Raw genomic sequence first — 25,856 nt, forward strand, 5'->3', positions numbered from 1 at the left:
CGGGATCCGCACCGGCCGTCTCTTGACACCGTCCCGATGTAAGTGTTCAATCAGTCACATGCCGATCACGACTCCCCGCTCCACCGCAGAGGCCCAGCGCGAGCGGATCACCGCGGCCGCCGTGCACGTCTTCGCCCGCACCGGCTACTCCGCGACCCCGATCACCGAGGTCGCGGCCGAGGCGGGGGTCTCGCCGGCCTACGTCTTCCGGCTCTTCCCCGGCAAGCTCGGCGTCTTCGTCGCCGCGGTCGACCGCTGCTACGAGCTGGTGGCGTCGACGCTCGCCGCGGCGGGGGAGGCCTCGGTCTCGTCTGACCCGGCCGACCGGCTCGAGGCGATGACCCTCGCCTACGTCGATCTGATCGCCGACCGCGACCTGATCATGCTGCAGTCGCAGGCGCAGAGCGCGAGCGGGGTGCCGGAGATCCGCGAGGCCGTCCGCCGCGGGATCTCGACGGTCGTCCGCACGGTGAGCGTCGTGTCCGGCGCCGACGGCCCGGCCGTGCAGCGCTTCATCGCCTACGGCCAGCTCTGCCACCTGATCGTGCAGACCGACCTCGGCGGCGTCGACTCCGAGTGGGCGCGCATCGTCTCCGCGGGCATCCGGCACCACGACTGAGTGCCGGCGAGCGGCCACACGTGCTGGTCGAGTAGCCCCGCAGGGGCGTATCGAGACCCACCGTCCTCAGCAGGGCGGACCTGCAGACTCGGCCTCTGACGCCGGCGGATCTCGATACGCCCGCTGTGCGGGCTACTCGATCAGCATGGAGGGGCCCCCGCACCGCATGACCGACTTCTTCATCTCCACAGAAGTGACTGTCCAGTCACTCACACCTCACTCCAAGGAGCCCCCCATGACCACTGCCCTCCCGCGCACCACCACCCGCGTCGTCCTCCCGGGGCTCGTCGAGCCGTCCGGACTGCTCCTCGAGCAGGCGCCGGTCGAGCCGCCCGCGGCCGGCGAGCTGCTCGTCGCCGTCGAGGCCACCGGCATCTCCTTCGCCGAGCAGTCGATGCGCCGCGGCCGCTACTTCGCCCAGCCCGGGTTCCCGTTCACACCCGGCTACGACCTGGTCGGCCGGGTGCTCGCGGTCGGCCCCGGCGGCGACGCCTCCCTCGAGGGCCGCCGCGTCGCCGCCCTCACCAAGACCGGCGGCTGGACCGGCCACGCCCGGGTCGCCGCTCGCGACTGCGTCCTCGTCCCCGAGGGCGTCGCGCCGGAGGACGCCGAGGCCGTGGTGGTGAACGGAGTGACGGCCTGGCAGATGCTGCACCGCTCGGCCCGGCTCTCCCGCGGCGACACGATCCTCCTGTTCGGAGCGAACGGCGGCGTCGGCGGCCTCGTGCACCGGCTGGCCTCGCTCGAGGGCATCCGGGTGATCGGCGCCGCCTCGCCGCGGCACCACGACGCCCTCCGCGCGGCCGGCGTCGAGCCGGTCGACTACGCCGACCCGGAGCTCGAAGCCCGCGTCCGCGAGCTCGCGCCAGGCGGCGTGCAGGCCGTCTTCGACAACATCGGCGGCGAGACCACCCGCCTGGCCTGGTCGCTGCTCGCGCCCGGCGGCACCCTCGTCGCCTACGCGATCGTCAGCGCGAGCACCGGCAGCATCTGGCCGCCGTTCCTGAAGCAGCTCGCCCGCGTGCAGGCGTACCAGCTGGCGCCGAACGGGAAGCGCGCCGTCTTCTACGACCTCTGGTCCGGGCACTCGCTCCGTCCCGCCCGGTTCCGCGCGCGGCTCGAGGAGGACCTGGGCCGCGTGCTCGCGCTGCTCGCGGACGGCTCGCTCACGGCCAACATCGCCGCGCGCTTCCCGCTGACCGGGATCGTGGCGGCGATGGAGCTCGCGGAGTCGCGGACGCTCGACGGCAAGGTGATCCTGCTGCCCTGATCGCCGCGGCCGGGTAGTCGGCCCTCGAGAGCGTGGAAAAATGGCAGGCGATGTCCTCCCGAGCCGCATGAGCGCCGCCACCTACCTGACCGCCTCGATCCCCCTGCGCCTCGCGAGCGCGGGGATGGTCGTCGCCCTGCCCGTCCTCGCCGTCGAGCGCCTCGACGACGTCGCTCTCGGCGGGCTGCTGACCGGCGCCGCCCTGTTCCCGAGCGTGATCGCGGCTCCGCTGGTCGGCACCGTGCTCGACCGGGTGCGCGCACCGCGTCGGCTGCTGGTCGGCGCGGCGCTGGCCACCGCCGCCTCCTTCGCGCTCGCGTCCTTCCTCGGTGACGCGCCGACGGCGCTGATCGCGCTGCTGCTGGTGATCGCGGGCCTGGCGACCCCGGTCTACATGGGCGGCATGTCGAGCTTCGTGACCAGCGCGATCGCCGACCCGCGCCGCGCCTACGCCCAGGACTCGCTGTCCTACACCGTCGCCTCCATCGGCGGCCCCGCGATCGCCGGGCTGGTGATCGCCGTCGCCTCGGCCCGCTTCGCGATGCTCGCGATGGCGGCCCTCGCGCTCGTCGGTGTCCTCGGCTCGCTCGCCCTGCGGATGGAGGCGCGGCCGACGCCCACCGTCGGCGTCCGGCGCACCATCGCGGCCGGCGTCACGCACCTCGTGCGGCACCGGCCGATCGCGATCGTCACCCTCTCCGGGACGATCAGCCAGATCGGCGGCGGTGCGGCCGGAGTCGCGGCGATCGGCCTGTCGCTCGAGCGGGTGGGCAGCACGGATGCGGCGGCCGGGCTGCTCACCGCGTTCGCCGTCGGCGGGCTGCTCGGCGCGATCGCGGTCGCCGTGCGGCGCTGGACCCACCGCCCGCCGGCCTGGGTGATGGGCGCGGGCTTCGCCGCGACCGGCGTCGCCCTGCTCGCCGCCGCGCCCGACCTCGGGATCGTCGTGGCCCTCGTCGCGTTCGCCGTCGCCGGGGTCTTCACCGCGCCCGCGAACGCCGCGATGCTGCTGCTGCGCGATCAGGAGAGCCCGGCCGCCGTCCGCTCCCAGGTCTTCACCATCGGCGCGGGCCTGCGCGCCGCCGCCGCCGCGGTCGGCGCCGCCCTCGCCGGAGCCGCCTCCGGCCTCGACGCCGGCTGGCTCGTCCTCGGCATCGCCGCCGTCTGGATCGCCTCGGGCCTGCTGCTCACCCTCTTCCCCCGCCCCGCGGGCCCGCGCTGATCCCCACCGCGAGATGCCACATATGAGCGCGACACGCCGTGAAAAGCGTGCACAAGTGGCATCTCGCGGGGAGGGTCAGGCGGCGGCGCCCGACAGGGTGCCGGTGCTCGGGCCTGCGGGGTCGGTGATCAGGCAGTTGATGACGCGGTCGCCGCCGTCCCAGCTCTCCTGGGTCGGGTAGTAGTAGCTGAAGTCGTACTGCGACTCCTCGTAGCTGAGGCCGACGAAGCCCTCGAACGCGGCCTGGCACTCGGAGTCGGCCTGCTCGGTGGTCGCCGTCTCGCCGGGGTACTCGTCCGCGTCGGCCATCGTGATGTTCTGGAAGACCTCGTAGCTGTGCGCGTCGGAGCACGGCACGGTCGGCACATCGGTGACCTCGGTCGCGGTCTCGCTCAGCTCGTCGTTCAGGCAGTCGCCGACGCGGAGCTGGAAGACGTCGGTCGTGCCGCCGTCGACGATCTCGCCGGAGGTGTCGTCGCGGGTCTCGCCGCCCATCATGCTGTTGATCCCCGAGCAGCCGGTGAGGCCGAGGGCGAGGGCCGCGGTGGCGGCGAGGACGAGGGCGGAACGGCGGCGGTTCATCGGAGGCTCCAGACGGCGGTGACGGGGTCGGCTCCAGGGTAGGGGCGGCGGGGCCCGCCGGGGCACCCCCTGTGCGGTGCGGTCCGCTACTCCGATCGTCGCCGCCCGGCAAGGCCCCGCGAGGGGCAGGCGAAGTCCAGCCGGGTGGAGTCGAATGGGGTCATGGCTCAGAAGACCGTCGCAGACCAGCTCATCGCCCAGCTCATCGACGCCGGGGTCGCCCGGATCTACGGGATCGTCGGGGACTCGCTCAATCCGATCGTCGACGCGGTGCGCCGCAGCGGCGGCTCGGCGAAGGGCGGGATCGACTGGATCCACGTCCGCAACGAGGAGGCCGCCGCCTTCGCGGCCGGCGCGGAGGCGCAGATCACCGGGAAGCTGGCGGTCTGCGCCGGGAGCTGCGGCCCCGGCAACCTGCACCTGATCAACGGCCTGTACGACGCGCACCGCTCGGGTGCTCCCGTGCTCGCCATCGCGAGCCACATCCCGAGCGGCGAGATCGGCTCCGGCTACTTCCAGGAGACGCACCCCGACCGCCTCTTCGTCGAGTGCTCGCACTACCGCGAGCTGGTCTCGACGGCGGCGCAGGCCCCGCGGGTCGTCAACGCGGCGATGCGCAGCGCCGTCGCCCTCCGCGGCGTGGCCGTGGTGACCCTCCCGGGCGACGTCGCCGAGTTCGAGGCGGAGGGCGACTTCCCGTCCTTCGTGCTGCCGGAGCGGCCGGTCCTGGTGCCCGCCGCGGCCGACGTCCGCGCGCTCGCGCAGGCGATCGACGAGGCGAAGACGGTCGCGATCTTCGCCGGCGCCGGCGTGCGGGGCGCGCACGACGAGGTCGTCGCGTTCGCCGAGTTCGTCGGGGCGCCGATCGGGCACAGCCTGCGCGGCAAGGAGTGGATCCAGTACGACAATCCCTACGACGTCGGCATGACCGGGCTGCTCGGCTACGGCGCCGCCCACGCGGGCATGCACGACGCCGACCTGCTGATCCTGCTCGGCACCGACTTCCCCTACGAGCAGTTCCTGCCGGATCCCTCGAAGGTCGTCATCGCGCAGGTCGACAGCGATGCGTCCAAGCTCGGCCGCCGGGTGAGCGTGGCGCACCCCGTGCACGGCGACGTCGCCTCGACCCTCGACGCACTGACCCCGCTGGTGAAGCGCAAGGACCACCGCTTCCTCGACAAGCTCCTGAAGAAGCACGAGAAGCTCGTCACGGGAGTCGTGGGCAAGTACACCGAGGTCGCCACGAAGCAGCCGATCCATCCGGAGCTGGTCGCGTCGACGCTCGACGAGCTGCTCGCCGACGACGCGATCGTCACCGCCGACACCGGCATGGGCAACGTCTGGCAGGCCCGCTACGTCACGCCGAACGGGCGCCGCCGGCTGCTCGGTTCGTACTCGCACGGCTCGATGGCGAACGCGCTGCCGCAGGCCGTCGGCGCCCAACTGGCGCAGCCGGGCCGCCAGGTCGTCTCGCTGAGCGGCGACGGCGGGCTCTCGATGCTGATGGGCGAGCTGGTGACGGTCGCGGCGTACAAGCTGCCGGTGACGATCGTCGTCTTCAACAACTCGACGCTCGGCCTGGTGAAGGTGGAGATGCTCGTCGACGGCTTCCCCGACTTCGCGGTGGACGTGCCGATGGTCGACTACGCGCAGGTGGCGACGGCGGTCGGCATCCGGGGGATCCGGGTCGAGGACCCGCGCGAGGTGGAGTCCGCCCTGCGCGAGGCGCTCGCCGACCCGGGGCCGGTGCTCGTGGACGTGGTCACGGATCCGCTCGCGCTCTCGCTGCCGCCGACGGTCACCGGCGCGCAGGTGAAGGGCTTCGCGCTGGCGATGTCGAAGATGGTGATGAACGGCGGCGCGGGCGAGGCGATCGCGCTGGCCCGCTCCAACGTGAAGCACGCGCTGCCGTGATCGACGCTCCCGCGATCGATCGTGCCGCCCTGGCGACGGGGACCTGGTTCGTGCGCAGCTCGAGCCTGCCACTGTGGCGGGGGCGCGAGGGGGTCGCGATCACCTACGCGCCCCTGCCCGGCGGCGAGGTCGGCGACGTGGTCAGCTGGCGCGGCCGCCGCTCGACGCGCTACGTGGTCGGGATCGACGCCCCCGACCCCGCGGATCCCGACGGCTTCCGCTGGCGGGGCGTCGAGCCGCTGACGCTGCTGGCCCGCAGCCGCTGGTCCTTCGTCGCGGCCGACGCCGAAGCGGGCTGGGCGCTGACCCGCTTCGCCCGCACGCCGTTCACCCCGGCAGGCGTGGACGTGTACGTCCGCGACGCGCGGCCGGCGCCGGGCGTGCTCGCCGCCGCCCTCGAGGCCTGCGCCGCGGATCCGCGCACCGCACCGCTCCGCCCCCGGATGTTCGAGGTCGCGCCCTGACGGCCCGAGCCCGGACGACGGTGGATCTCGATACGCCCGCTGCGCGTGCTACTCGATCAGCATGAACGGCCCTCACAGCGGCACCCGTGCTCAGGTACTGCTTCGTTCGGAGCATCCCCGCAAGCAGGGCGCAGGAGCATCCCGCGGAATCGCGTGCCAAGCGATTCCGCGCAGCGAACGCGAGACGCTCCGCGGGACCCGGTCGCGCCGGGGAGCCGACTGCGGGAGGGGGCGGCAGGGACGCCCCCTCCCGGTGAGCACCGTCAGAGGCTCTCGCCGACCGCGATCGACTGGGCCTCGACCGCGGCGCTCTCGGCGCCGTGCGCATCAGCGCGGGCCAGCGTCCGCCGCCCGAGGAACACGATCAGCGAGGCGATCAGCACCGCTCCCGCCGCCGCGTACATCGGGAAGGCCGGCGAGATCGCCGCGGCCAGCGCCGAGGCGGCCGGCGGGGCGATCGCGCCGCCGAGGAAGCGCACGCCCGAGTAGGAGGACGAGGCCACGGAGCGCGGCAGGTCGGTCGCCTCCATCACGCACTCGGTCAGCACGGTGTTGACGACTCCCAGCAGCAGGCCGCCGACGATGATGCAGACGATCAGGCCGACCCGCGAGGAGATCAGCAGCCCGCCGGCGACGAGGTCGAGCGCGAGCAGCACCAGCACCGAGCGGAGCACGACGGTGCGCGGCAGCCGCGCGGTCAGCAGCGGCGCGACGAAGACCGAGGTGATCGCGACGCCGAGGCCCCAGCCGAAGAAGGTGAAGCCGAGCCCCATCTCGTCGAGCCCGAGCGGGTACGGCGTGTAGGCCAGCAGCACGAAGAAGCCGATGTTGTAGAACAGCGCCGCACCGGCGAGGGTGCGGATGGCGGGCACGGCGAGCGCCTTGAACGGCGCGGAGAGCGGCGTCGGGGTCGGCCGCGGGCCGTCCTCGCGCAGCAGGGTCGCGATGGCGATGAAGCCGACGGCCATCAGCACGGCCGTGCCGAAGAACGGTCCGCGCCAGGAGACCGAGCCGAGCAGGCCGCCGAGCAGCGGGCCGATCGCGATGCCGACGCCGAGCGCGGCCTCGTAGAGCACGATCGCGGCGGAGGATCCTCCGCTGGCCGCGCCGACGATCGTCGAGAGCGCGGTCGAGATGAAGAGCGCGTTGCCGAAGCCCCAGCCGGCGCGGAAGCCGATGACGCCCTCGACGCTGCCGGCGGTGCCGGCGAGCGCGGCGAAGACGACGATCAGCACCAGGCCGATCATCAGCGTCTTCTTCGCGCCGATGCGGCTCGAGAGCCAGCTGGTGAAGAACATCACGACGCCGGTGATCACGAGGTAGCTGGTGAACAGCAGCGAGGTCTCGGTCGGCGTCGCCTCGAGGCTCTCGGCGATGGCCGGGAGGATCGGGTCGACGAGGCCGATGCCCATGAAGGCGATGACGGCGGCGAAGGCGACGGCCCAGACGGCGAGCGGCTGCCGGAGGATCGAGCCGCCCGCGGCGGGGGAGTGGGGAGTGGACACGGAGGAGCCTTTCGGGGGAGGGGTCGTGCGGGGAAGGGGAGTCAGGAGGCGGGGCTGCCGGCGACGCGCAGGACGCGCTCCTCGACGAGGGACGCGGCGCGCTCGAGGGCGCGGCGGTCGTCGTCGTCGAGGTCGTCGAACAGCGGGGCGAGGGCGGTGTCGAGGCGGAGGCGGTGCTCGGCGAGCGCCGCGGCTCCCGCCTCGGTGCCCTCGATCAGCCAGGCGCGGCCGTCGCTCTCGTCGTGCACGCGGCGGATCCAGCCGGCCTCGTCGAGGCGCGCGATGATGCCGGTCATCGTCGGCTGGGTGACCCGGACGCGCTCGGCGAGCTCGCCCAATCGGATCGGGGAGGCGGTGCGCAGCTCGGCGAGCGTCGACCAGACGGCGCCGGACTGCGCGCCGAGCCCGGTGGCGCCGCTGGAGCGGCCCGCGTACCGCGCGAGCGCGGTGGCGGCGGAGGCGAGGCGGACGGGGGCGGAGGGTTCGAGCACGTGCTTAAACATAGCACGCCTATGTATCGCGGGAAAGATCGATCCGTCAGGTCCTCCACTGCCCTTCTCCACCGTTGCTGTGCCAGAATTGTTCGCAATCCCTCGTCGAAAGCGGGGATCACCGACGGAAAGAGTTGTCATGCACAGCGTGGTGGAGTCCAGCGCGACCGCCCCCGAATCCGATCTCGACTGCGACGTGGTCGTGATCGGCGCCGGCGCCACCGGCCTGACCGCCGCCCTCCGGCTGCAGGAGCAGGGCCGACGCGTCGTCGTCCTCGAGGCGCGCGAGCGCGTCGGCGGCCGCCTCGAGACCCGTGTGGTCGACGGCCAGATGCTCGAGCTCGGTGGGCAGTGGGTCTCGCCGGATCAGACCGCCCTGCTCGAGACGCTCGACGAGCTCGGCCTCGACACCTACTCCCGCTACCGCGAGGGCGAGAGCGTCTACATCGGCGCCGACGGCGGAGCCCGGCGCTTCACCGGCGACATCTTCCCCGGCGGCGCGAGCACCGAGGCCGAGATCGAGCGCCTGATCGGGATCCTCGACGGCCTCGTGGCCGAGACCGACCCGTCCGCTCCGTGGTCGCACCCGCGGGCGCACGACTACGACCGGATCAGCTTCAGCGCCTGGCTGGAGGCGCAGAGCGACGACGCCGAGGCCCGCGCGAACATCGCGCTCTTCATCGCCGACGCCATGCTCACCAAGCCCGCGCACTCCTTCTCGCTGCTGCAGGCTCTGCTGATGGCGGCGAGCGCGGGCAGCTTCGGCAACCTCGTCGACGCCGACTTCATCCTCGACAAGCGCGTCCTCGGCGGCCTCCAGCAGGTCCCGGAGCGGCTCGCCGAGCGCGTGGGCGCCGAGCGCGTCCTGCTCGGCCGGCCGGTCCGCTCCGTGGAGTACGGCGACGACGGCGTGATCGTCCGCGCCGACGGCGTCACCATGCGGGCCCGCCGCGCGATCGTCGCCGTGCCGCCGAACCTCGTCAACCGGATCACCTTCGACCCGCCGCTGCCCCGGCTCCGCCAGCAGGCGCTCCAGCACCAGTCCCTCGGCCTCGTGATCAAGGTCCACGCGACCTACGCGACCCCGTTCTGGCGCGCCGACGGCCTCTCCGGCACCGCGTTCAGCCCGCACGCCCTCGTGCACGAGGCCTACGACAACTCCAACGCGGGGGAGGAGCGCGGGACCCTCGTCGGCTTCGTCTCGGACGAGAAGGCCGACCGTGTGCTCGCGCTGCCCGAGGCCGAGCGGAAGGCCGCGATCCTCGACTCGCTCGCCGCCTACTACGGCCCCGCCGCGCTCGACCCCGTCGTCTACTACGAGAGCGACTGGGCGTCGGAGGAGTGGACGCAGGGCGCGTACGCCGCGAGCTTCGACCTCGGCGGGCTGACCCGCTACGGCGCGCTGCAGCTCGAGCCGGTGGGCCCGCTCCGCTTCGGCTCGAGCGACCTCGCGGCCGAGGGCTACCAGCACGTCGACGGCGCGATCCGCGTCGGCCGGCGCCTGGCGCAGGAGATCCTCGACGGGGACACCGCCGGAGACTCCGCCGACGACCATGCCGACGACCCCGCCGCGACGAACGACGACACCACCGACGCGACCGCGCCGGCCCGCGACCGTGAAGGAGCACTCCCCGCATGAGCAGCAGCAGCTACGCCGTCATCGACCCGGCCTCGGGCGAGACGCTGAGCGAGTACCCCGGCATCACCGACGCCGAGCTCGCCGACGCCATCGCCTCGGCCCACGACGCGTACTCCACCTGGTCGCGCACCGTGCCCGTCGCCACCCGCGCCGCGCTGATCGCCCGCGTCGCGGACCTGCACGTCGAGCGCGCCGACGCCCTCGCCGAGATCATCGTCCGCGAGATGGGCAAGCCGCTCGACCAGGCGCAGGGCGAGGTCGGCTTCGCGGCCGACATCTACCGCTACTACGCCGAGAACGGCGAGGAGTTCCTGAAGGACGAGCCGATCGCGCTGGCCGACGGCACCGGCTCGGCGTTCGTCCGCCGCTCGGGCCTGGGCGTGCTGCTGGGGATCATGCCCTGGAACTTCCCCTACTACCAGGTCGCCCGCTTCGCCGGCCCGAACGTCGTGAACGGCAACACGATCCTGCTCAAGCACGCGCCGCAGTGCCCGGAGTCGGCCGCCGCGATCGCCGACATCTTCCGCACCGCCGCCGAGGAGCTCGGCGCCCCGGCCGGCGTCTACGTGAACCTCTACGCCAGCAACGACCAGGCCGCGACCGTCATCGCCGACCCGCGCGTGCAGGGCGTCTCCGTCACCGGCTCCGAGCGCGCAGGAGCGGCCGTCGCCGAGATCGCCGGCCGGAACCTCAAGAAGGTCGTCCTCGAGCTGGGCGGCTCCGACCCGTTCGTGCTGCTCTCCACCGACGACCTCGACAAGGCCGTCGAGGACGCGGTCGCCGCGCGCCTCGACAACAACGGCCAGTCCTGCAACGCCGCCAAGCGCTTCATCGTGATCGACGCTCTCTACGACGCCTTCGCGGAGAAGTTCACCGCGGCCTTCACCGCCGCACAGCCCGCGGATCCCCACGCTTCGGGGACCCTCCTCGGCCCGCTCTCCTCCGCCGCCGCGACCGCGCGCCTCGAGCAGCAGCTCGCCGTCGCCCGCGAGCAGGGCGCGACCGTCCGCGCGAGCGGCGAGGTGACCGGCAACTTCTTCCCGCCGGCCGTCCTCGAGGACGTCACCCCCGAGATGAACGCCTACCGCGAGGAGTTCTTCGGCCCCGTCGCCGCGCTCTATCGCGTGCACGACGAGGACGAGGCGATCGCGCTCGCCAACGACACCCCCTACGGCCTGGGCTCCTACCTCTACACGACCGACTCGGAGCAGGCCCTCCGCCTGGCCGACCGCATCGACGCCGGCATGGTCTGGATCAACCTCGTCCTCGGCGACGCGGCCGAGCTCCCCTTCGGCGGCGTCAAGCGCTCCGGCACCGGCCGCGAGATGGGCCGCAGCGCCCTCGAGGAGTTCGTCAACAAGAAGCTGATCCGCATCGCCTAGGTCGTCGCCCGGCGGGGCCGTGCCAGCGCGACGGCGACGTTGCGCTCCACGGTCTCGGTCAGTCGCCTCCCCTGATCGTCGTCGAGGGTCGCCCACGCGGTGTCGTTCCTCGCGATGACGCCGCGCGCCACCTCCTCCACGAGAGTGACGACCTCCTCCTCGTCGATCCCCGTGCTCCTCGCGAGCTTCCGCCAGTGGTTCTGCGTCACCGCCTGCGGGAACCGCGCGCCGGCGATGCGCATCGCCAGCTCCTGGTGGAACGCCGGGAACAGGCCGGTCGGAACCGCGTCGTAGATCGGGGCGAGGCCGACGGCGTCGGGCCGGAGGAGGACGGAGTAGTTCTTGGCATGCGCGTCGGCGTTGCCGATGAGGACGTTGAAGGCCAGCTGTCGGAGGAAGGCGCGCACCACCCCGCCGGTCGCGTCGACCGACCGGAGCTTCTCCACGATCTGCGCGGCCGTCACGGAGTACTTCCGTGCGACGTCGACGCCCAGCGCCTGGGCGAGGTCCTCGGCGTGGAGTCGTGTCGCGAACACGGTGTCGTCGTCGACGACGCGGTCGAAGCGCTCCACGACGAACGCCGTCTGATCCGTCATCTGCAGGACGGCCGCCCGGGGAGCCGGGAGGCCGGCCTCCGCGGCCAGCGCGAGCGCGGACGCTTCCGCTTCCTCGAGGTGGAGATGCTCCGGGCGCGCGGGCTTGACGATGTGCGTCGAGGGCACGGCGGCGTTCGACCAGTACCAGTTCCGGTCCACTCGAGCCAGGGCGAACTTCCCCTGCGTTCCCGCCAGGGAGAAGCGCGCGGGAGTCTGTCGCGGCACCCAGGCGTCCGGATCGAGCTTGATGCTGTTGATGCGGTCGGCGACGTCCCGATCGAGAGCCGGATTCAGCCGCGCCAGTCCCGTCGGCGGTGCCTCGCCGTCGGGGAGGAGCACCAGGCCGCCGGCGACGTCACCGCCGACCGTCCGCAGGAGTTCGAACGTCCCCGTGCTCGCGACCCCGTACGCCTGTGCCATCCGGCGTCGCGTGTGCTCCTGGTCGGGCAGCAGGTTGTCGAGGAATCTCGCCGCCGCCGAGCGCGTCGTCGTGCCCTCGCGCGGCAGCGACAGGGAGATCGGCGTCGACGGTGCGTCGTCGGAGTAGCTGAGGCCGATCCTGCCGTCGGCGTCCCGGGTGAACTGCCCGGCATGTCTGCCCTCGAGCCACGCTTCGAGTCGTTCCGTCACCGCAGCACCAGATCGGGAAGTGCGGTCGGCTCGACGCCCAGGACGTCCAGCACGCGCCGGGCGGTCGAGGGCCGCGACACCGGCAGACCGCGTTCGAGGCGTCGGACGTCGGAGACGTCCATCTCCGCGGCTCGCGCGAGGTCGTCGATCGAGAGTCCCATGATGCGTCGCTCCGAGCTCACGGCATCCGCCAGGTCTTCCAGGCGTCGCAGGTACTCGCGTCGCGGACGGTGCAGTGCCTCTCGCACGTAGTCCGGATCACCGTGGAGTGCGTGCTGCACGAGATTGGTGCCGAAGTCGACGAGCCCGGACTCCACCTCTCCACCCCACCAGTCCGCCAACAACCCGGCGGGGTCCTGCGACGCGCGGAGCCGGCGGATGCGCGCGGCGGTCCTGGCGAGCTCCTGCCCCTCGAGGCCCGACAGGGTCCGCTCGTGCAGGGCGTGCGCCAGCGACTGCCGCGACCTGACCGAGAGCGGACGGCGCGAACGTGCGCCGGACACCTCCGTGACCTCCCAGCGGCGGCCGAGCTTCGTCGCCTCGATCCGGCCGGCGGCGATCAGCGCCACGACGCGGCGCGGAGTCACCCCGAGTCGCTCGGCGGCCTGCTTGACGTCCATGACACAACTGTACCGACAGAGTGCTGGGAAGCATCGTGGCGGCCTGAAGGCGGGTAGGCTCGCCCGTCATGCGCGTCTTCGGCTGTCCGCACTGCGAGGCGCGGGTGGAGTTCGAGGACGCGCGGTGCCTGCGCTGCGGCACGGCGCTCGCGTACGACGTCGAGGCGGACGAGCTCGTCGAGGCGGAGGGGCGCGCGCTCTGCGTGTACCGCGGCACGATCGACTGCACCTGGCTCGCGGCGGAGGGCACCGGCGGCGCCTGCGCCTCCTGCGCGCTGACGATCGCCCGGCCGCCGGTGTACGACGCGGCGACGCTGAGCCAGCTGACGGTCGCCGAGTTCGCCAAGCGGCGGCTGCTGCGCCAGCTGCGGCACCTCGACCTGCCGGTGCACCGCGGTCGGCGACTGTCCTTCGAGCTGCTCTCCTCCGCGCAGGGCTCCGTGACGACCGGGCACGCCGACGGCGTGATCACCGTCGACCTCGCCGAGGGGAACGACGCGCACCGCGAGGCGCTGAAGGCGCGGCTCGGCGAGCCGTACCGGACGATGCTCGGCCACTTCCGGCACGAGATCGGCCACTACTACTGGCAGCTGCTCGTGGACGGCACGCCGCTCCTGCCCGCGTTCCGCGCGCTGTTCGGCGACGAGCGGGCCGACTACGGCGCCGCGCTCTACGCGCACTACGGCGGCGCGTCGACCGAGGACTGGGCCCGCGACCACATCTCGCAGTACGCGACCACGCACCCGTGGGAGGACTTCGCCGAGACCTTCGCGCACTACCTGCACATCGCCGACGCGCTGGAGACGACCGCGACCGTCGGCCTGACCGTCGCCGGACCCTGGGGCCGCCTCCCGGAGTCGCTGGTCGGCAGCGTGCAGGCGACGGGCGCGCAGCGCGTCGCCGATCTGGAGACGCCCGAGATCCTCGCCCGCTGGCACGGCTTCTCGCTCGCCCTCAACAGCGTGAACCGCTCGATGGGCAAGGACGACCTCTACCCCTTCGTCATCACGCCCGCGATCGCCGAGAAGCTCGCCTGGGTGCACGAGCTGGTGCGCCGCGGCGCACGGCTGTGACTCGTCGCCGCGGCGCACAGCTGTGACTCGTCGCCGCGGCGCACGGCTGTGACTCGTCGCCGCGGCGCACGGCTGTGACTCGTCGCCGCGGCGCACAGCTGTGGCTCGTCGCCGGGGGACCTGGGAGTCAGGCCTCGCCGTCGAGCAGCCGGCGCGGCGCCCTCGCGGCCCACGCCTCGCGCAGCAGCTCGCCGAGCTCGTCCGCGCCGATCTTCTCCAGCCGCACGAGCACGCTCGGATGCCCGTCGTAGTGGCTCGTCGTGAAGTACGTGTCCGGGTCGCTCTGCAGCAGCGCCTCGCGCTCGCCCAGATCGGCTCGCCAGACGAGCAGGACACCCGGCCGCTGGTGCAGCCGGGCGAACATCCTCGGCCCGGCGTAGAAGGCCGGGGTGCCGTAGGCGGTCCGCTCCTCGGTGCCGGGGAGCAGGAGCGCCAGTCGGCGCACGTCGTCGTCGTCGCTCATGCTCCCCAGTGTGCGCCCGCTACTTCTTCTTCAGCGAGGACTCCTTGTGGGCGGCCTTCGCGTCGGTCTTGTCGCTCTGCACGATCCAGTAGGGCTCGTCGTCCGAGGCGTTGAACTTCTGCCCCTCGAACTGGAACTCCTTCGTCTTCTTCTCGACCAGCTCGCCGTGGGTCTCGCCCTGCGAGGTGTTCCAGCTGATCTTGTCGCCCTTCTTCACGAGGCGCTTCCTCTCTCTCGTGCCGCACCGGGGGTCCGAGGCAGCGTGATGGTGGTGGTGACGTCGACGACGGCCGGCGTGGCCGGTGCCGACGAGAAGCCGAAGCGGACCGGCGGCGACAGCGGTCCGAGCGCGCCGAGGTCCGCGCCGTCGAGCGAGGCGGTGACCCCGAGGATCGAGCGGATCGCGCGGACGCCGTAGTACTCCCGCCTGCCGTGGCCGGCCGAGCCCGCGGTGCTCACGCCGCGCACCAGCACGGAGGCGACCGGGGAGATCGCGGTCAGCCAGGCCGGGTGCTCGGCGAGCGGCCGCGGCACGATGCGCAGCAGGCGGCCCAGCGGAGTGAGCCCGCCGAGCCGCAGCGCGAGCGAGAGCGGGCCGGCCGTGGCCTCGATCCCGCCCGCGACGCGGTGCCAGGAGACGGGTGCGAGCCGCACCTCGTCGAACGAGTAGGTCGAGCCGATGAAGTCCGCGACCTCGTCGCTCGGCGCGATGAGGATCCGGTGCCCGTCGGGCCGCTCGATCATCGCGTCGGCGAACGCGCCGAAGGGCGTGCTCTCCCACATCCCGAGCACGACCCGGGTCCCGGAGGCCGTCCCGAACCCCGCGATGCGCCCGCTGAAGCGCAGGCGCCGCGAGGTCCGGCCCGGCCCGGTCATCAGGAGGCGGCGGAGCGCAGCAGCGTGAAGGACGCGTCGCGCACGATCAGCGTGGTGACCTCGCCCTCGACGACCTGCTCCGGGTCGCTCGAGGCGGCCAGCTGCCACTCGGCGCCTGGTGCGTCCGGCACCGTGAACTCGACGCCGTTCTCGGCCGAGTTCATCAGCAGCGCGAAGCTGGCGCTGCCCTCGGAGCGGAAGACGAACGTGATCGAGCGGGCGTCCGGGTTGTCCCAGTCCTCGTCGGCGAAGCCGGCGGCGTCCGAGCGCAGGATGTCGACGGTCTCGGGGCCGTCGCCGGGGGCGCGGCGGAACCACTTCGGCCGCAGGGCAGGCTCGGCCTTCCGCAGCGCGATCAGCTCGCGGGTGAAGGCGAGCAGGTTGAGGTCCGCGTTCTCCCAGTCGAACCACGAGATCTCGTCGTCCTGGCAGTAGGCGTTGTTGTTGCCGCCCTGGGTGCGCGCGATCTCGTCGCCGCCGAGGATCATCGGCACGCCGGCCGAGAGCAGCAGCGTCGCGAGGAAGTTGCGGCGCATCCGGGCCCGGCGCTCGTTGACGGCGCCGTTGTCGGTCGCGCCCTCCGCGCCGTTGTTCGAGGAGCGGTTGTCGCTCTCGCCGTCGTTGTTGTCCTCGCCGTTGGCCGCGTTGTGCTTGCGCGAGTAGGCGGTGAGGTCGGCGAGGGTGAAGCCGTCGTGCGCCGTGACGAAGTTGACGCTCGAGACGGGGGAGCGCTTGTCGGCCTCGTAGACGTCCGGCGAGCCGAGGATCCGCTGCGCGGTGGTGCCGAGCACCGAGTCGGCGCCGTGCCAGAAGTCGCGGACGTCGTCGCGGAACTTCCCGTTCCACTCCGACCAGTCGGCGGGGAAGCCGCCCACCTGGTAGCCGGCGGTGTCCCACGGCTCGGCGATCATCTTGACGGGCGCGAGCACCGGGTCCTGCGCGATCAGGTCCAGGAAGGCGCTGTGCACCTCGGCCTCGCCGGTCTGGCGGGTGAGCGTGGTGGCGAGGTCGAAGCGGAAGCCGTCGACGTGCATCTCGGTCACCCAGTAGCGCAGCGAGTCCATGATCAGTCCCAGCGCCGCGGGGTGCGCGACGTTGAGGCTGTTGCCGGTGCCGGTGGTGTCGAAGTAGTTGGCGCGGTCGTCCTCGACGAGGCGGTAGTAGGAGCCGTTGTCGATGCCCTTGAAGGAGAGCGTCGGTCCCTTGTCGTTGCCCTCGGCGGTGTGGTTGTAGACCACGTCGAGGATGACCTCGAGGCCCGCCTCGTGGAACGCCTTGACCATCGCCTTGAACTCGTCGACCTGCGAGCCGTCGTCGCCGGCGTGGGAGTACTCGTTGTGCGGCGCGAAGAAGCCGAGCGAGTTGTAGCCCCAGTAGTTGCGCAGGCCCTTCTCGACCAGGTGAGAGTCCTGCACGAACTGGTGCACCGGCAGCAGCTCGACCGAGGTCACGCCGAGGTCGGTGAAGTGCTTGATCGACGCGGGGTGCGCGAGGCCGCGGTAGGTGCCGCGGACGTTCTCGGGCACGTCCGGGTGCAGCTGGGTGAAGCCCTTCACGTGCACCTCGTAGACGACCGTCTCGTCCAGCGGGATGCGCGGGGCCTCGTCGCCGGTCCAGTCGAAGGAGTCGGGGTCGGTCACGACGCAGCGCGGCACGGCGGCCGCGTCGTCGGCGTCGTTGCGCGTGTCGGCGTCCTCGTAGAACTGTCCGAAGACGTCCTCGCTCCAGTCGTAGCCGCCCTCGATCGCGGTGGCGTGCGGGTCGAGCAGGAGCTTGGCGGCGTTGTGGCGGAGGCCGTTCGCGGGGTCCCAGGGGCCGTCGACGCGCAGACCGTAGCGGGTGCCGACCGTCATCTCCGGGACGATGCCGTGGAAGACGTGACCGGTGCGCTCGGAGAGGGTGACGCGGGTCTCGGCTCCGGAGGAGTCGAAGAGGCAGACCTCGACGCTGTCCGCGGTCTCGGAGTAGACGGCGACGTTCGCGCCGGCGTCGCCGCGCAGGGAGACGCCGAGGGGATAGGGGAAGGAGCGGGGAGATGCGGGCATGCGACCATCCTGACGAACGCTCCCTGAGCGGTTCTCGCCCTTGTCCGGCGGGGCACGGGCCGGTACTGTTCCGGACCCCTCTCCACGCGCCACCCTGGCGCGAGCGGCTCGCCGAGGCATATAGTCAGCTGGCTTACTAATGGAGCTCCGGACCGGTTCCGGGGCGGAGGAGGACGGCATCATGGCTCTCGCAGCAGCTCGGCGCCGCTGGATCGGACTGATCGTGATCAGCCTCGGCGTCGCGACGATCATCGTCGACTCGACGATCGTGAACGTGGCGATCCCGTCGATCGTCGCCGACCTCGGCATCACCTCGACCCAGGTGCAGTGGGTGCAGGAGTCGTACACGCTCGTCTTCGCCGCGCTCCTGCTCGCCTTCGGCACCCTCGCCGACCGCTGGGGCCGGCGCCGGATGCTCGTCGTCGGCATCGCGCTGTTCGCGCTCTCGTCCGTCGCCGCCTCGCTCGCGGCCACCGGCGACCTGCTGATCCTGTCCCGGGTGGTGCAGGGCGTCGGCGGCGCGATGGTTCTGCCGTCGACGCTGTCGCTGATCAACGCGACGTTCCGCGGCAAGGAGCGGGCGATCGCGTTCGCCGTCTGGGGCTCGACCATCGGCGGCATGACCGCCGTCGGTCCGCTGCTCGGCGGCTGGCTCACCACCGACTTCTCCTGGCGCTGGGCCTTCGGGATCAACATCCCGCTCGGGATCGTCATCGTCGTCGGCGCGCTGCTCTTCGTCGACGAGTCGAAGCAGCCGGACGCGGGCCGCGTCGACCTGGTCGGCGCGCTGCTCTCGGTCGTCGCCTCCGCCGGCCTGGTCTTCGGCCTGATCGAGGGCCGGAGCCTCGGCTGGTGGCTGCCCTCGCCGGTGCCGGTCGCCTTCGTCGTCGCCGTCCTCGCCACGATCGCGTTCGTGCTCTGGGGCCGGGCCCGCGAGCGCGCCGGCCGCTCGGCGATGCTCTCGCTCCGGCTGTTCCGGCTGGCCTCGTTCCGCAACGGCAGCATCGCCGCGATGATCGTCTCGCTCGGCGAGTTCGGCATCATCCTCGCCCTGCCGATCTGGCTGCAGAACGTGCTCGGCTACACCGCGGTGCAGACCGGGCTGGTGCTGATCGCCCTCGCGCTCGGCTCGTTCGTCGCCTCCGGCTTCGCGGGCGCGTTCGGCAACCGCGTCTCCGCCGTGCTGATCGTCCGGGTCGGGCTCGCGGCCGAGATCGTGGGCGTCGTCGGCATCGGCGCCGTCGTCTCCGACACGACGCCGTGGTGGGCGCTCGTGCCCTTCCTCGCCGTCTACGGCTTCGGCGTCGGCCTCGCCACCGCACAGCTGACCGGAGTGGTCCTCCGCGACGTGCCCGTCGAGCTCAGCGGCCAGGGCTCCGGCACCCAGTCGACCGCCCGGCAGATCGGCTCGGCACTCGGCATCGCGGTGCTGGGCACCATCCTCTACACCTCGACCGCGGGCGTGCTCACCTCGTCTCTGGAGGAGCAGGGGCTGCCGGCCGCGCAGGTCAGCAGCACGGTGGACGCCGTCGTCGACTCCTCGGGAGCGGCCATCGCCGGACTCGCGGCCGACCCGGGCACGGCGGACGTCGCCCGCGCGGCCGGGGAGGCGCTGTCGGACGGCACGCGCTTCGCCGCCTTCGCCGCGGCGGGCTTCCTCGCCGTCGGCTTCGCGGCGACCCTCTCCCTCGGCGGCGCGACGCCGCGCGAGGAGAAGGGCGAGTCCGCCGAGGCGGTCGGCTCAGGTCCGATCAGCTCAGCGGCGCCGCGTCGTCGGCGGTGAAGACGATCTTGCCGATCGTCCGGTCGGTGCCCTGCGCCCGCCGCGAGAGCACGGCGATGACGTCCTCGAGCGGATGCACGGCGCCGGCCGCGGGGACGAGCTCGCCCGAGACGGCCAGCGAGACGGCCCGGCCGATGCGCTCGGCGCTCGCCGTGACGATCAGGTTGCTCACCTTCGGCCGACTGCGCCGGACCAGGCTCGCCGCCTGGGCGCCGAGGTCCGGGCCGCTCGGCACGAGGGTGGCGTAGCGGCCGCCGTCGGCGAGGAGGAGCGCGGCGTCCTTCGCCGGCAGGTGCCCGGAGACGTCGAGCACCGCGTCGAAGCGCCCGCCGAGCACGCCGAGGTCGAGCAGGCGGTAGTCGTGCGGCTCGGCGCCGAGCGCGCGCAGGGTGTCGGCGGACGCGGCCGAGCCGGTCGCCGCGACGGTGCAGCCCGCGCGGAGCAGCAGCTGGACGACGAGGTTCCCGATCGCGCCGGAGCCGCCGCCCACCAGGATCTGCTCGCCGGCCCGCACCCGCAGGGCGTCGACCGTGCCGATCGCGGTGCCGCCGGACATCGCCAGCGTCACCCCCTGCACGTCGTCGAGGGCGTCGGGCAGCGGAACCAGCGAGCGGCCGCGGACGATCGCGGCGTCGGCGAAGGCGTCGCCGTCGCGGGTCATGCCGACGACGCGGTCGCCGATCGAGACGGAGTGGTCGCCGGGGCCGAGCGCCTCGACCGTGCCGGCGATGTCGAGTCCGAAGCCGTAGGGGCGCTTCCGGCCGACCGCCATGATCCTGGCGGCACCGGAGAGGATCTTCTCGTCGGTCGCGTTGATGCTCGCGGCGCGCGTGCGCACCAGCACCTCGCCGCGTCCGGGCATCGGCACCGGGGCCTCCCGCCAGGACAGCACGTCCGGTCCGCCGAACCGCTCGTAGCCGAGTCGTCGCAATTCCCGCTCCCGTCGTCGCGCCGCCGAGGCGGTCGTCCTCCGAGCCTAGGCGCTGGCCGCCCGGTGCTACCGTGGCGGCCATGAGCGCAGACGACAGCCCCGAGTTCGCCGGATTCACCAGCGGAGGCTCGGCGAACGTCGAGCACCCGGACGACGTGCAGCCGGCCGACGCCGACAACGAGGAGAGCACGACCCCCGAGGAGAGCGCCGACCCCGACCACCCCTACGACTCGATGGCCGAGAGCGGCACCGAGAACGCCCCGGAGGACGAGGTCGGCTCCCGCGAGGACGAGGAGGGGCTGCTCGCCCCCGGCAGCACGGCCGAGGGCGCGGGCACCTCGCTCGGGGCCGTCCCGGCCGAGGCGCGGCGCGAGGCCGAGCCGCTCGGCGCGCACGACGGCGAGGTCGGCTCGGGCCAGCTCGCCGACGAGCGCTGGCGGCAGAACGGCGTCGATCCGCTCGGCTGACGCCCTCCCGCGCGGGGCCCCGCGTCCAGGAACTACTCCGGTTGCTCGGAGGAGCCCCCCTGGCGGGCCCCGTACGGTTCCGGAGGACGCGGCAGGCCCGCCGCGTGGACGGAGAGTCTCATGTCGTTGCTGTTCAACCGCACCCGGGAGCTCCGCTGGACTCCGGACGAGCGGAAGGCCCTCGCGGAGGCCGTGGCCGAGGACCGCGCCCAGCTGTGGCGCAGCGTCGGCGACCTGGACCGCACGGTCGTCGTCTCGACCGAGGACCCGGGCGTCCGCGGAGGCGCCCGCTGGCCCACCGATCACCGCGCCTTCCTCCGCGTCGAGCGCGGCCCCTCCGTGGTGCTGGCCACCGACGGACTCAGCGATCCCTTCGACCGCCTCGCCCGCCCCGGCACCGGCCTCGGGCTCGAGCTGTGCCTCGAGACCTCGGCGCTGCGCGGCATCCCCGCGGCCGACCTCTGGAACCACTGGCAGTTCCGCGTCCTCTACGAGGCGGCGCGGCTCGCGGCGCTGCAGGGCGTGTGCTGCCGCACGGGCGTCGACACGGCCACCCTGCCGGGCGCGGCCGCACCGGCCGCCTGGGCGGACGAGCGCGGCTCGGTCGGCGTGCTGCTGGGCCTGCGCGGCGGCGGACTCCCCGAGCGCCTCGAGCTGGCGACGGGCGACGTCGAGCTGGTGACCGTCACCCCGCTCTGGCCGGAGGAGTACGCCTGGGCCTCGGTCGACACCACCGCCCGCGAGGAGATCGCGTCCCGCCTGCGCGCCCTGCCCCACGACGAGCTCGTGCACACCGCCCGCCCCCGCGTGGTCTGAGCTCATCCACGGAAGAGACGCCCGCAGACATGCTGGTCGAGTAGCCCCGAAGGGGCGTATCGAGACCGGGGGTCAGGCGTGCTCGTCGGGCTCCGCGCTCAGGACCATCTCGCCGGTGGCGTTCGCGTGGGCGATCAGCTCGTCGATCCAGGCGCGGTTGAGCGCCGGGCGCCGGCCGCCGTGGAAGCGGAAGTGCAGCGGCGTGGTCGGGTGGATCCAGACCGAGCTGCGGCCGTAGCCGCTCGACTCCGGCTCGGTCCAGGAGAGGCTGAACGACTCGTTCCGCCGCATCTTCGCGAACATCGCCACCTTGAGGTGGGCGAGCAGTCGATCGTCGAAGTCGATCTCGAGTGACTGCGGCCCGTAGATCAGTCGTCCCATGCTCGTGAATATACCGCCGCGGCGCGCTCCGGACGGGTCGGACCGGGAACGGCGAACGCCCCGCCCAGCGGATCCGAGGATCGCGGTGGACGGGGCGTTCAGAGGTCGTTGCGACCCGGAGGCCGTGTGACGCTGAGGTCGGTGATTACTCGCCGACGCCGCGGATGTTCGCGGCCTGCGGGCCCTTGCGGCCCTGCTCGACGTCGTACTCGACGTGCTGGTTCTCGACGAGCTCGCGGTAGCCCTCCTTGGCGATGGCGGAGAAGTGCGCGAACACGTCGGCGCCTCCGTCGTCGGGAGCGATGAAGCCGAAGCCCTTTTCGGAGTTGAACCACTTAACGGTGCCAGTAGGCATTTCTTTTCCTTACGTGATGGTGACGCCCGCGTGAGCGGCCGTCGTTAGATTTCGCACAGCTGTGCGGTACCCGGTCCGCTCGTCCGCCGCGGGTGAAACACGCGTCGGCCGGTCGATCCGGGTCGTCTGGGGGCGGAGAGCGCGGCTCCTCGTGGGGAGTGCGACTGCGCGGGGGAGAACGTCCCGCTCACCGACGGAGTCGGAGAAGCGGGGGTCGAACGAGGAACGGCGCGGCTTCCGCGGCGTCCTGTGAAGGGCGGTACCCGCGGATGAGGCGGGCGTTCGAACCGACGGATCGAGGGCGATGCACTCGATCGTTGCGGTCTCTATCAGGGGCTGAGTCTCTTCGTCGTCGTGCGACTTCTCAGCCGTGGAATTCGGGCGATCGCCCAGGAGATGTCCCCACTCTACGGGAGAGGAGCGCCCGAGCGCGACCGTCGGGTCCAGACCCGCTGCTCGCGCGGCCCGCGCCTGTGCCACGATGCAACTCCGGGTGCGGCTCGCGCACCCCTCACGACGAGGTGTCGATGCTGCTCACGAGTGCCGGGACCGCGGGTGCCGAGGTCTCCGCCGCGGACGCGCTCGAGCTCCGGCGCGAGCAGAGCGAGGTCGGCATCGCCTGTGCGCGGCGGGCCGGGGGAGTCTTCGCAGGCACGTCCGCCCTGCACCTGGTGATGCTCGTGCCGACCGAGCTGCCCGCCGTGCTGCCGAGCGCCCTCCTGCTCGTGATCAGCGCCGCGATCCAGCTCTCCTCGCGCCGCGCCGGTCCGAGCGGCGCGCGGGCCGTGGTCGCCGGCCTCGTGCTCGGCGTCGTCGCGCTCGCGGCGTTCCTCGGCCCGGGCGTCCCGGACGGCGACCGCACCGTGCTCAGCTGCGTGACCATGCTCGCCTCGATGGCCCTGCCGGCTCCGCTGCTCGCGATCGGCTCGTCGGCGCGGCTCCTCGGGGCGGCGGTGCTCGGCGGCGTCCCCGCGCTGGCGCTCGGAATGTCGGCCACGTGGGGGTCGGGGAGGGCGCTCTTCGTCGGGCTCTCGGTCGTGGTCTGCTGGGTCATCGCGGTCCTCGGCGCCCGCTGGCTCGCCTCGAGCGTCGAGCGCGCCCACGCCGGCACCGCGCGCCTGCGCACGGCCCACGCCGCCGAGCGCCGCTCGAGCGAGAGCGAGGCGCAGCGCCGTCGCGAGGCACGCCTGATGCACGACACCATCCTCGCCACGCTCACCCTCGTCGCCCACCGCGGCGAGGGCGTCCCCGCCGCGACGCTGCGCTCCCAGGCGGCGGCGGACCTCGCGCTGCTGCGCCGGCTCGACCGGGTCGACCTCGACCCGGCGCCGCGCGACTGCGCCGAGGCGAGCCGGGCGTCCGGTGCCGACGCGAGCACCGCTGCCTCGGTGCTGGCCGAGGTCGGCCGCCGGGCGGAGGCGCTGGGGGTGGAGGTGCGCTGGCACGCCGGCACGGCCGCCCCCGGCGCGACGCCCCTCGGCGGCGCGTCGCTCGAGGCGCTCGCGGGCGCTGCGGGGGAGTGCCTCGAGAACGTGCGGCGCCACTCCGGAGCAACGACGGCCCACGTCACGCTCGACGAGGGGCTGGACTCGGTCCGCGTGACCGTCTCGGACGCGGGGCGCGGCTTCGACCCCGCGGCCGTCCCCGGCGCGCGGCTCGGGCTCGCGCAGTCGGTCGTCGGGCGGATCGAGGCCGTCGGCGGCAGGGTGCGGATCTTCTCCGCGGTCGGCGCGGGCACCACCGTCCTGCTGAGCGTGCCGCGATGACCGCGCCGGCCGAGGCCGCCGACCTCTCCGGCAGTGCCGACCTCTCCGGCAGTGCCGACCGCTCCGACCGCGCCGACCGCGCCGGAGAGGGCACGCTCGTCGAGCTGGTCCGCGCGGCCGGCGAGGGTCCTCGGACGCTCGACTCCGTCCGCCAGCGGATCACCCGCACCCACCGCCTGACCGCGAGCTACTTCAGTGTCGGCTTCCTCGCGATCACCGTGGCGCTGGTCGTCCGCGGGCTCGCCTCCTTCCTCTGGGCGCTGAACGACCGGTCGGCCACCTGGCTCTCCGGCGTCTCCTGGGTGCTGGTGCTCGGGGCGCTCGCCGTGGGGATCGCCGTCGTGGCGACGCGGCGCGGCGAGCTGCCCCGCTCCGTGTTCGCGGGGGTGCTCGCCGTCGACGCCGTTGCGCTCGTGCTGGAGTTCGCCGACTACGCGCTCCCGGCGCCGGCGCCGCTCTACTACCCGACGGTCTGCATCGGGGTCGGCGCGACGGTGATCGCGCTGCTCGGCGTGCAGCCGCCGTCGCGGAGCACCGGGGCGATCGTCCTGCTCGTCGCGCTCAGCCTGCTGGGACTGCTGGGGCACGCGGTGCTCACCGGCGAGGGGTCGAGCATCGCGGTCGGGAACGTGCTGCTGGCGACGGCCCCCGTGGGCGTCTCCGCGTCCCTGCTCACCGCGCTCGACCGTCACGTGCACCGCGGGCTCGACCGCACCCTGGCCGACAGCGTGGTCGACGGTCCGGGGACCGGGCCGGGCAGTCTCGCCGCCGCGGAGCTCGCCCGGGTCGACGCGGAGATCGCGGAGCTGCTCGAGGAGGTCGTCGCCCAGGGCGCCGTCCCCGACGCCGATCTCGGCGAGCGGGCCCGCGTGCTCGGCGACCGGCTCCGCGAGGTGCTGGCGCGCAGCCACGACCGCACCTGGCTCCTGATCGCGGTGGAGGAGTCCGCGCTGCTGTCCGGGGCGGTCGTCGTCCGCGACCCGCGCGGCGTGGCCGCCGGCCTCGCTCCGCCCGACCGCTCGCGCCTGCTCTCGGTCCTCTGGCTGCTGACGACGCAGGCGGGTGCCGGCCGCCCGCCGATCGAGCTGCTGCTCGCGCAGCGCGAGGACGCGGCGGCTCCGGTGCGGATCGTCCTCCGCGCGCCCGGCCTGCGCCCGCGCGACGTCGACCCCGCCGTCTGGGGGATCCTGGGCGAGATCGGGGCGCACCGCGCCTCGCCTGCGGGCTCGGGGACGACGATCGAGCTGGACCACCGCCTGCCGGGGAGGCCGGCGTGAGCGCGGACGCCGGGACGGCGACCGGCGAGCAGACCGGGATCGCCCTCGCGATCCTCGACGACCATCCGATCCTGCTCAGCGCGCTCACCGAGTGGATCAACCGCTCCGGCGCCGAGATCCGCGTCGTCGCGACGGCCTCGAGCTGGACCGGTCTGCTGGCGCATCCGCGCTTCCCCACCGACGTCGTGCTGCTGGACATCGACCTCGGCGACGACCTCGACCTGGCGATGAAGATCCGCACGATCACCGCCGCCGGCGCGGCCCCGGTCATCATCAGCACCCACTCCCAGGCGGAGACCGTCGCGGGGGCGCTGGAGGCCGGAGCGCGCGGCTACCTGGTGAAGAGCGAGCGGACGGAGGTGATCCTCGAGGCGATCCGCACCGCGGCGCGCGGCGAGTGCTTCCTCACCCCGCAGACCCGGGCGCTGCTCGGCGGCGGTGGGACGGGCCCGCTGACGGCCCGAGAGCGCCGGATCGTCGGGCTCTTCGTCGAGGGGCTCTCGCTCAAGCAGGTCGCGACCGAGCTCGGGATCACCCAGGACGCGGCGCGCAGCTCGCTGCGGAACGCCCGGGCGAAGTACCGCGCCGAGGGCGTGGGCGTGAGCACCAAGATCGCCCTGCGCCGCCAGGCGCTGCGCGACGGGATCATCGGGCGAACGCCCTAAGGGCGCGGTCGACGATCCCGCCGA

General features: G+C 73.2%; 26 protein-coding genes. 14 read left to right on the forward strand and 12 right to left on the reverse strand.

What is annotated here, in order from left to right:
- Window positions 1–58: 58 nt before the first annotated feature.
- From EDF36_RS20150 to EDF36_RS20160, 3 genes are all read left to right on the forward strand, one after another.
- Window positions 59–619, forward strand: coding sequence for a TetR/AcrR family transcriptional regulator (locus tag EDF36_RS20150; protein WP_123734380.1), 561 nt, complete (start codon window positions 59–61; stop codon window positions 617–619).
- Between the two features lie 235 nt (window positions 620–854).
- Window positions 855–1,889 carry a zinc-binding dehydrogenase gene (locus EDF36_RS20155; protein ID WP_123734381.1) on the forward strand — a complete coding sequence of 345 codons (1,035 nt, stop codon included), beginning with the start codon at window positions 855–857 and terminating at the stop codon, window positions 1,887–1,889.
- Between the two features lie 40 nt (window positions 1,890–1,929).
- Window positions 1,930–3,111, forward strand: a complete 1,182-nt coding sequence (locus tag EDF36_RS20160) for an MFS transporter (protein WP_123701606.1) — start codon at window positions 1,930–1,932, stop codon at window positions 3,109–3,111.
- A gap of 75 nt (window positions 3,112–3,186) precedes the next feature.
- On the opposite strand, the gene EDF36_RS20165 is transcribed toward EDF36_RS20160, so the two are convergent.
- Window positions 3,187–3,693: a septum formation family protein gene (locus EDF36_RS20165; protein ID WP_123734382.1), complete on the reverse strand. Its 507-nt coding sequence runs from the start codon at window positions 3,691–3,693 to the stop codon at window positions 3,187–3,189.
- A gap of 162 nt (window positions 3,694–3,855) precedes the next feature.
- Between EDF36_RS20165 and EDF36_RS20170 the strand changes: the two genes are divergently transcribed.
- Together EDF36_RS20170 and EDF36_RS20175 are read left to right on the forward strand one after the other, a co-directional pair.
- Window positions 3,856–5,607: a pyruvate dehydrogenase gene (locus tag EDF36_RS20170; protein WP_123734383.1), complete on the forward strand. Its 1,752-nt coding sequence runs from the start codon at window positions 3,856–3,858 to the stop codon at window positions 5,605–5,607.
- Window positions 5,604–6,071, forward strand: a complete 468-nt coding sequence (locus EDF36_RS20175; protein ID WP_123734384.1) for a hypothetical protein — start codon at window positions 5,604–5,606, stop codon at window positions 6,069–6,071. Before EDF36_RS20170 ends, EDF36_RS20175 begins: the two co-directional genes overlap by 4 nt.
- 263 nt (window positions 6,072–6,334) lie before the next feature.
- Here EDF36_RS20175 and EDF36_RS20180 read toward each other — a convergent pair whose 3' ends face one another.
- Window positions 6,335–7,576 (reverse strand): MFS transporter, encoded by a 1,242-nt coding sequence (locus EDF36_RS20180; protein ID WP_123444789.1) that lies wholly within the window; start codon window positions 7,574–7,576, stop codon window positions 6,335–6,337.
- Window positions 7,577–7,617: 41 nt separating this feature from the next.
- A complete protein-coding gene (locus EDF36_RS20185; protein WP_185020580.1) occupies window positions 7,618–8,067 on the reverse strand; it encodes a MarR family transcriptional regulator in 450 nt (149 codons plus the stop codon).
- A 139-nt stretch (window positions 8,068–8,206) separates the two neighbouring features.
- Between EDF36_RS20185 and EDF36_RS20190 the strand changes: the two genes are divergently transcribed.
- Entirely contained in the window at window positions 8,207–9,706 is a 1,500-nt protein-coding gene (locus tag EDF36_RS20190) for an NAD(P)/FAD-dependent oxidoreductase (protein ID WP_123734386.1), read from the forward strand.
- Window positions 9,703–11,088: an NAD-dependent succinate-semialdehyde dehydrogenase gene (locus EDF36_RS20195; protein ID WP_123734387.1), complete on the forward strand. Its 1,386-nt coding sequence runs from the start codon at window positions 9,703–9,705 to the stop codon at window positions 11,086–11,088. Before EDF36_RS20190 ends, EDF36_RS20195 begins: the two co-directional genes overlap by 4 nt.
- On the opposite strand, the gene EDF36_RS20200 is transcribed toward EDF36_RS20195, so the two are convergent.
- Entirely contained in the window at window positions 11,085–12,314 is a 1,230-nt protein-coding gene (locus EDF36_RS20200) for a HipA domain-containing protein (protein ID WP_123734388.1), read from the reverse strand. The two genes, EDF36_RS20195 and EDF36_RS20200, sit on opposite strands and share 4 nt — an antisense overlap.
- Window positions 12,311–12,934, reverse strand: a complete 624-nt coding sequence (locus EDF36_RS20205; protein ID WP_123734389.1) for a helix-turn-helix domain-containing protein — start codon at window positions 12,932–12,934, stop codon at window positions 12,311–12,313. Before EDF36_RS20205 ends, EDF36_RS20200 begins: the two co-directional genes overlap by 4 nt.
- 68 nt (window positions 12,935–13,002) lie before the next feature.
- On the opposite strand from EDF36_RS20205, the gene EDF36_RS20210 reads away from it, so the two are divergent.
- Window positions 13,003–14,007: a putative zinc-binding metallopeptidase gene (locus tag EDF36_RS20210; RefSeq protein WP_123734390.1), complete on the forward strand. Its 1,005-nt coding sequence runs from the start codon at window positions 13,003–13,005 to the stop codon at window positions 14,005–14,007.
- Window positions 14,008–14,134: 127 nt separating this feature from the next.
- Here EDF36_RS20210 and EDF36_RS20215 read toward each other — a convergent pair whose 3' ends face one another.
- Genes EDF36_RS20215 through glgX form a run of 4 tightly spaced genes read right to left on the reverse strand, consistent with a single transcriptional unit; the run spans window position 14,135 to window position 17,391 of the window.
- Complete coding sequence (locus tag EDF36_RS20215) at window positions 14,135–14,470, reverse strand: MmcQ/YjbR family DNA-binding protein (RefSeq protein ID WP_123734391.1); 336 nt, start codon at window positions 14,468–14,470, stop codon at window positions 14,135–14,137.
- A gap of 19 nt (window positions 14,471–14,489) precedes the next feature.
- Window positions 14,490–14,687 carry a DUF2945 domain-containing protein gene (locus tag EDF36_RS20220; RefSeq protein WP_123701627.1) on the reverse strand — a complete coding sequence of 66 codons (198 nt, stop codon included), beginning with the start codon at window positions 14,685–14,687 and terminating at the stop codon, window positions 14,490–14,492.
- Window positions 14,684–15,346 (reverse strand): hypothetical protein, encoded by a 663-nt coding sequence (locus EDF36_RS20225; protein WP_123734392.1) that lies wholly within the window; start codon window positions 15,344–15,346, stop codon window positions 14,684–14,686. Before EDF36_RS20225 ends, EDF36_RS20220 begins: the two co-directional genes overlap by 4 nt.
- Window positions 15,346–17,391 carry a glycogen debranching protein GlgX gene (gene glgX / locus EDF36_RS20230; protein ID WP_123734393.1) on the reverse strand — a complete coding sequence of 682 codons (2,046 nt, stop codon included), beginning with the start codon at window positions 17,389–17,391 and terminating at the stop codon, window positions 15,346–15,348. The genes EDF36_RS20225 and glgX overlap by 1 nt, the downstream gene beginning before the upstream one ends.
- Before the next feature lie 181 nt (window positions 17,392–17,572).
- On the opposite strand from glgX, the gene EDF36_RS20235 reads away from it, so the two are divergent.
- Complete coding sequence (locus tag EDF36_RS20235; RefSeq protein WP_123734429.1) at window positions 17,573–19,174, forward strand: DHA2 family efflux MFS transporter permease subunit; 1,602 nt, start codon at window positions 17,573–17,575, stop codon at window positions 19,172–19,174.
- On the opposite strand, the gene EDF36_RS20240 is transcribed toward EDF36_RS20235, so the two are convergent.
- Window positions 19,143–20,105 (reverse strand): NADP-dependent oxidoreductase, encoded by a 963-nt coding sequence (locus tag EDF36_RS20240; protein ID WP_123734394.1) that lies wholly within the window; start codon window positions 20,103–20,105, stop codon window positions 19,143–19,145. The two genes, EDF36_RS20235 and EDF36_RS20240, sit on opposite strands and share 32 nt — an antisense overlap.
- Before the next feature lie 80 nt (window positions 20,106–20,185).
- Between EDF36_RS20240 and EDF36_RS20245 the strand changes: the two genes are divergently transcribed.
- Entirely contained in the window at window positions 20,186–20,572 is a 387-nt protein-coding gene (locus EDF36_RS20245; protein ID WP_123734395.1) for a hypothetical protein, read from the forward strand.
- Between the two features lie 120 nt (window positions 20,573–20,692).
- On the forward strand, window positions 20,693–21,388 hold the full coding sequence (locus tag EDF36_RS20250; RefSeq protein WP_123444801.1) for a suppressor of fused domain protein: 696 nt from the start codon (window positions 20,693–20,695) through the stop codon (window positions 21,386–21,388).
- Between the two features lie 72 nt (window positions 21,389–21,460).
- Here the strand turns inward: EDF36_RS20250 and EDF36_RS20255 are convergent, their stop codons facing one another.
- Entirely contained in the window at window positions 21,461–21,769 is a 309-nt protein-coding gene (locus EDF36_RS20255; RefSeq protein ID WP_123701638.1) for a hypothetical protein, read from the reverse strand.
- Between the two features lie 145 nt (window positions 21,770–21,914).
- Window positions 21,915–22,124, reverse strand: coding sequence for a cold-shock protein (locus EDF36_RS20260; protein ID WP_123444803.1), 210 nt, complete (start codon window positions 22,122–22,124; stop codon window positions 21,915–21,917).
- Between the two features lie 527 nt (window positions 22,125–22,651).
- Here EDF36_RS20260 and EDF36_RS20265 point away from each other — a divergent pair.
- From EDF36_RS20265 to EDF36_RS20275, 3 genes are read left to right on the forward strand one after another with little or no spacing between them, the layout of a single operon-like run.
- The gene (locus EDF36_RS20265) at window positions 22,652–23,890 is read left to right on the forward strand and encodes a sensor histidine kinase (protein WP_123734396.1); all 1,239 of its coding nucleotides are present in this window, start codon (window positions 22,652–22,654) and stop codon (window positions 23,888–23,890) included.
- Window positions 23,887–25,167, forward strand: coding sequence for a hypothetical protein (locus EDF36_RS20270; RefSeq protein ID WP_123734397.1), 1,281 nt, complete (start codon window positions 23,887–23,889; stop codon window positions 25,165–25,167). The genes EDF36_RS20265 and EDF36_RS20270 overlap by 4 nt, the downstream gene beginning before the upstream one ends.
- A complete protein-coding gene (locus EDF36_RS20275; RefSeq protein WP_123734398.1) occupies window positions 25,164–25,832 on the forward strand; it encodes a response regulator transcription factor in 669 nt (222 codons plus the stop codon). The genes EDF36_RS20270 and EDF36_RS20275 overlap by 4 nt, the downstream gene beginning before the upstream one ends.
- The last annotated feature ends 24 nt before the right edge of the window (window positions 25,833–25,856 follow it).

This window comes from Rathayibacter sp. PhB152, assembly GCF_003751395.1.
GTDB lineage: Bacteria > Actinomycetota > Actinomycetes > Actinomycetales > Microbacteriaceae > Rathayibacter > Rathayibacter festucae.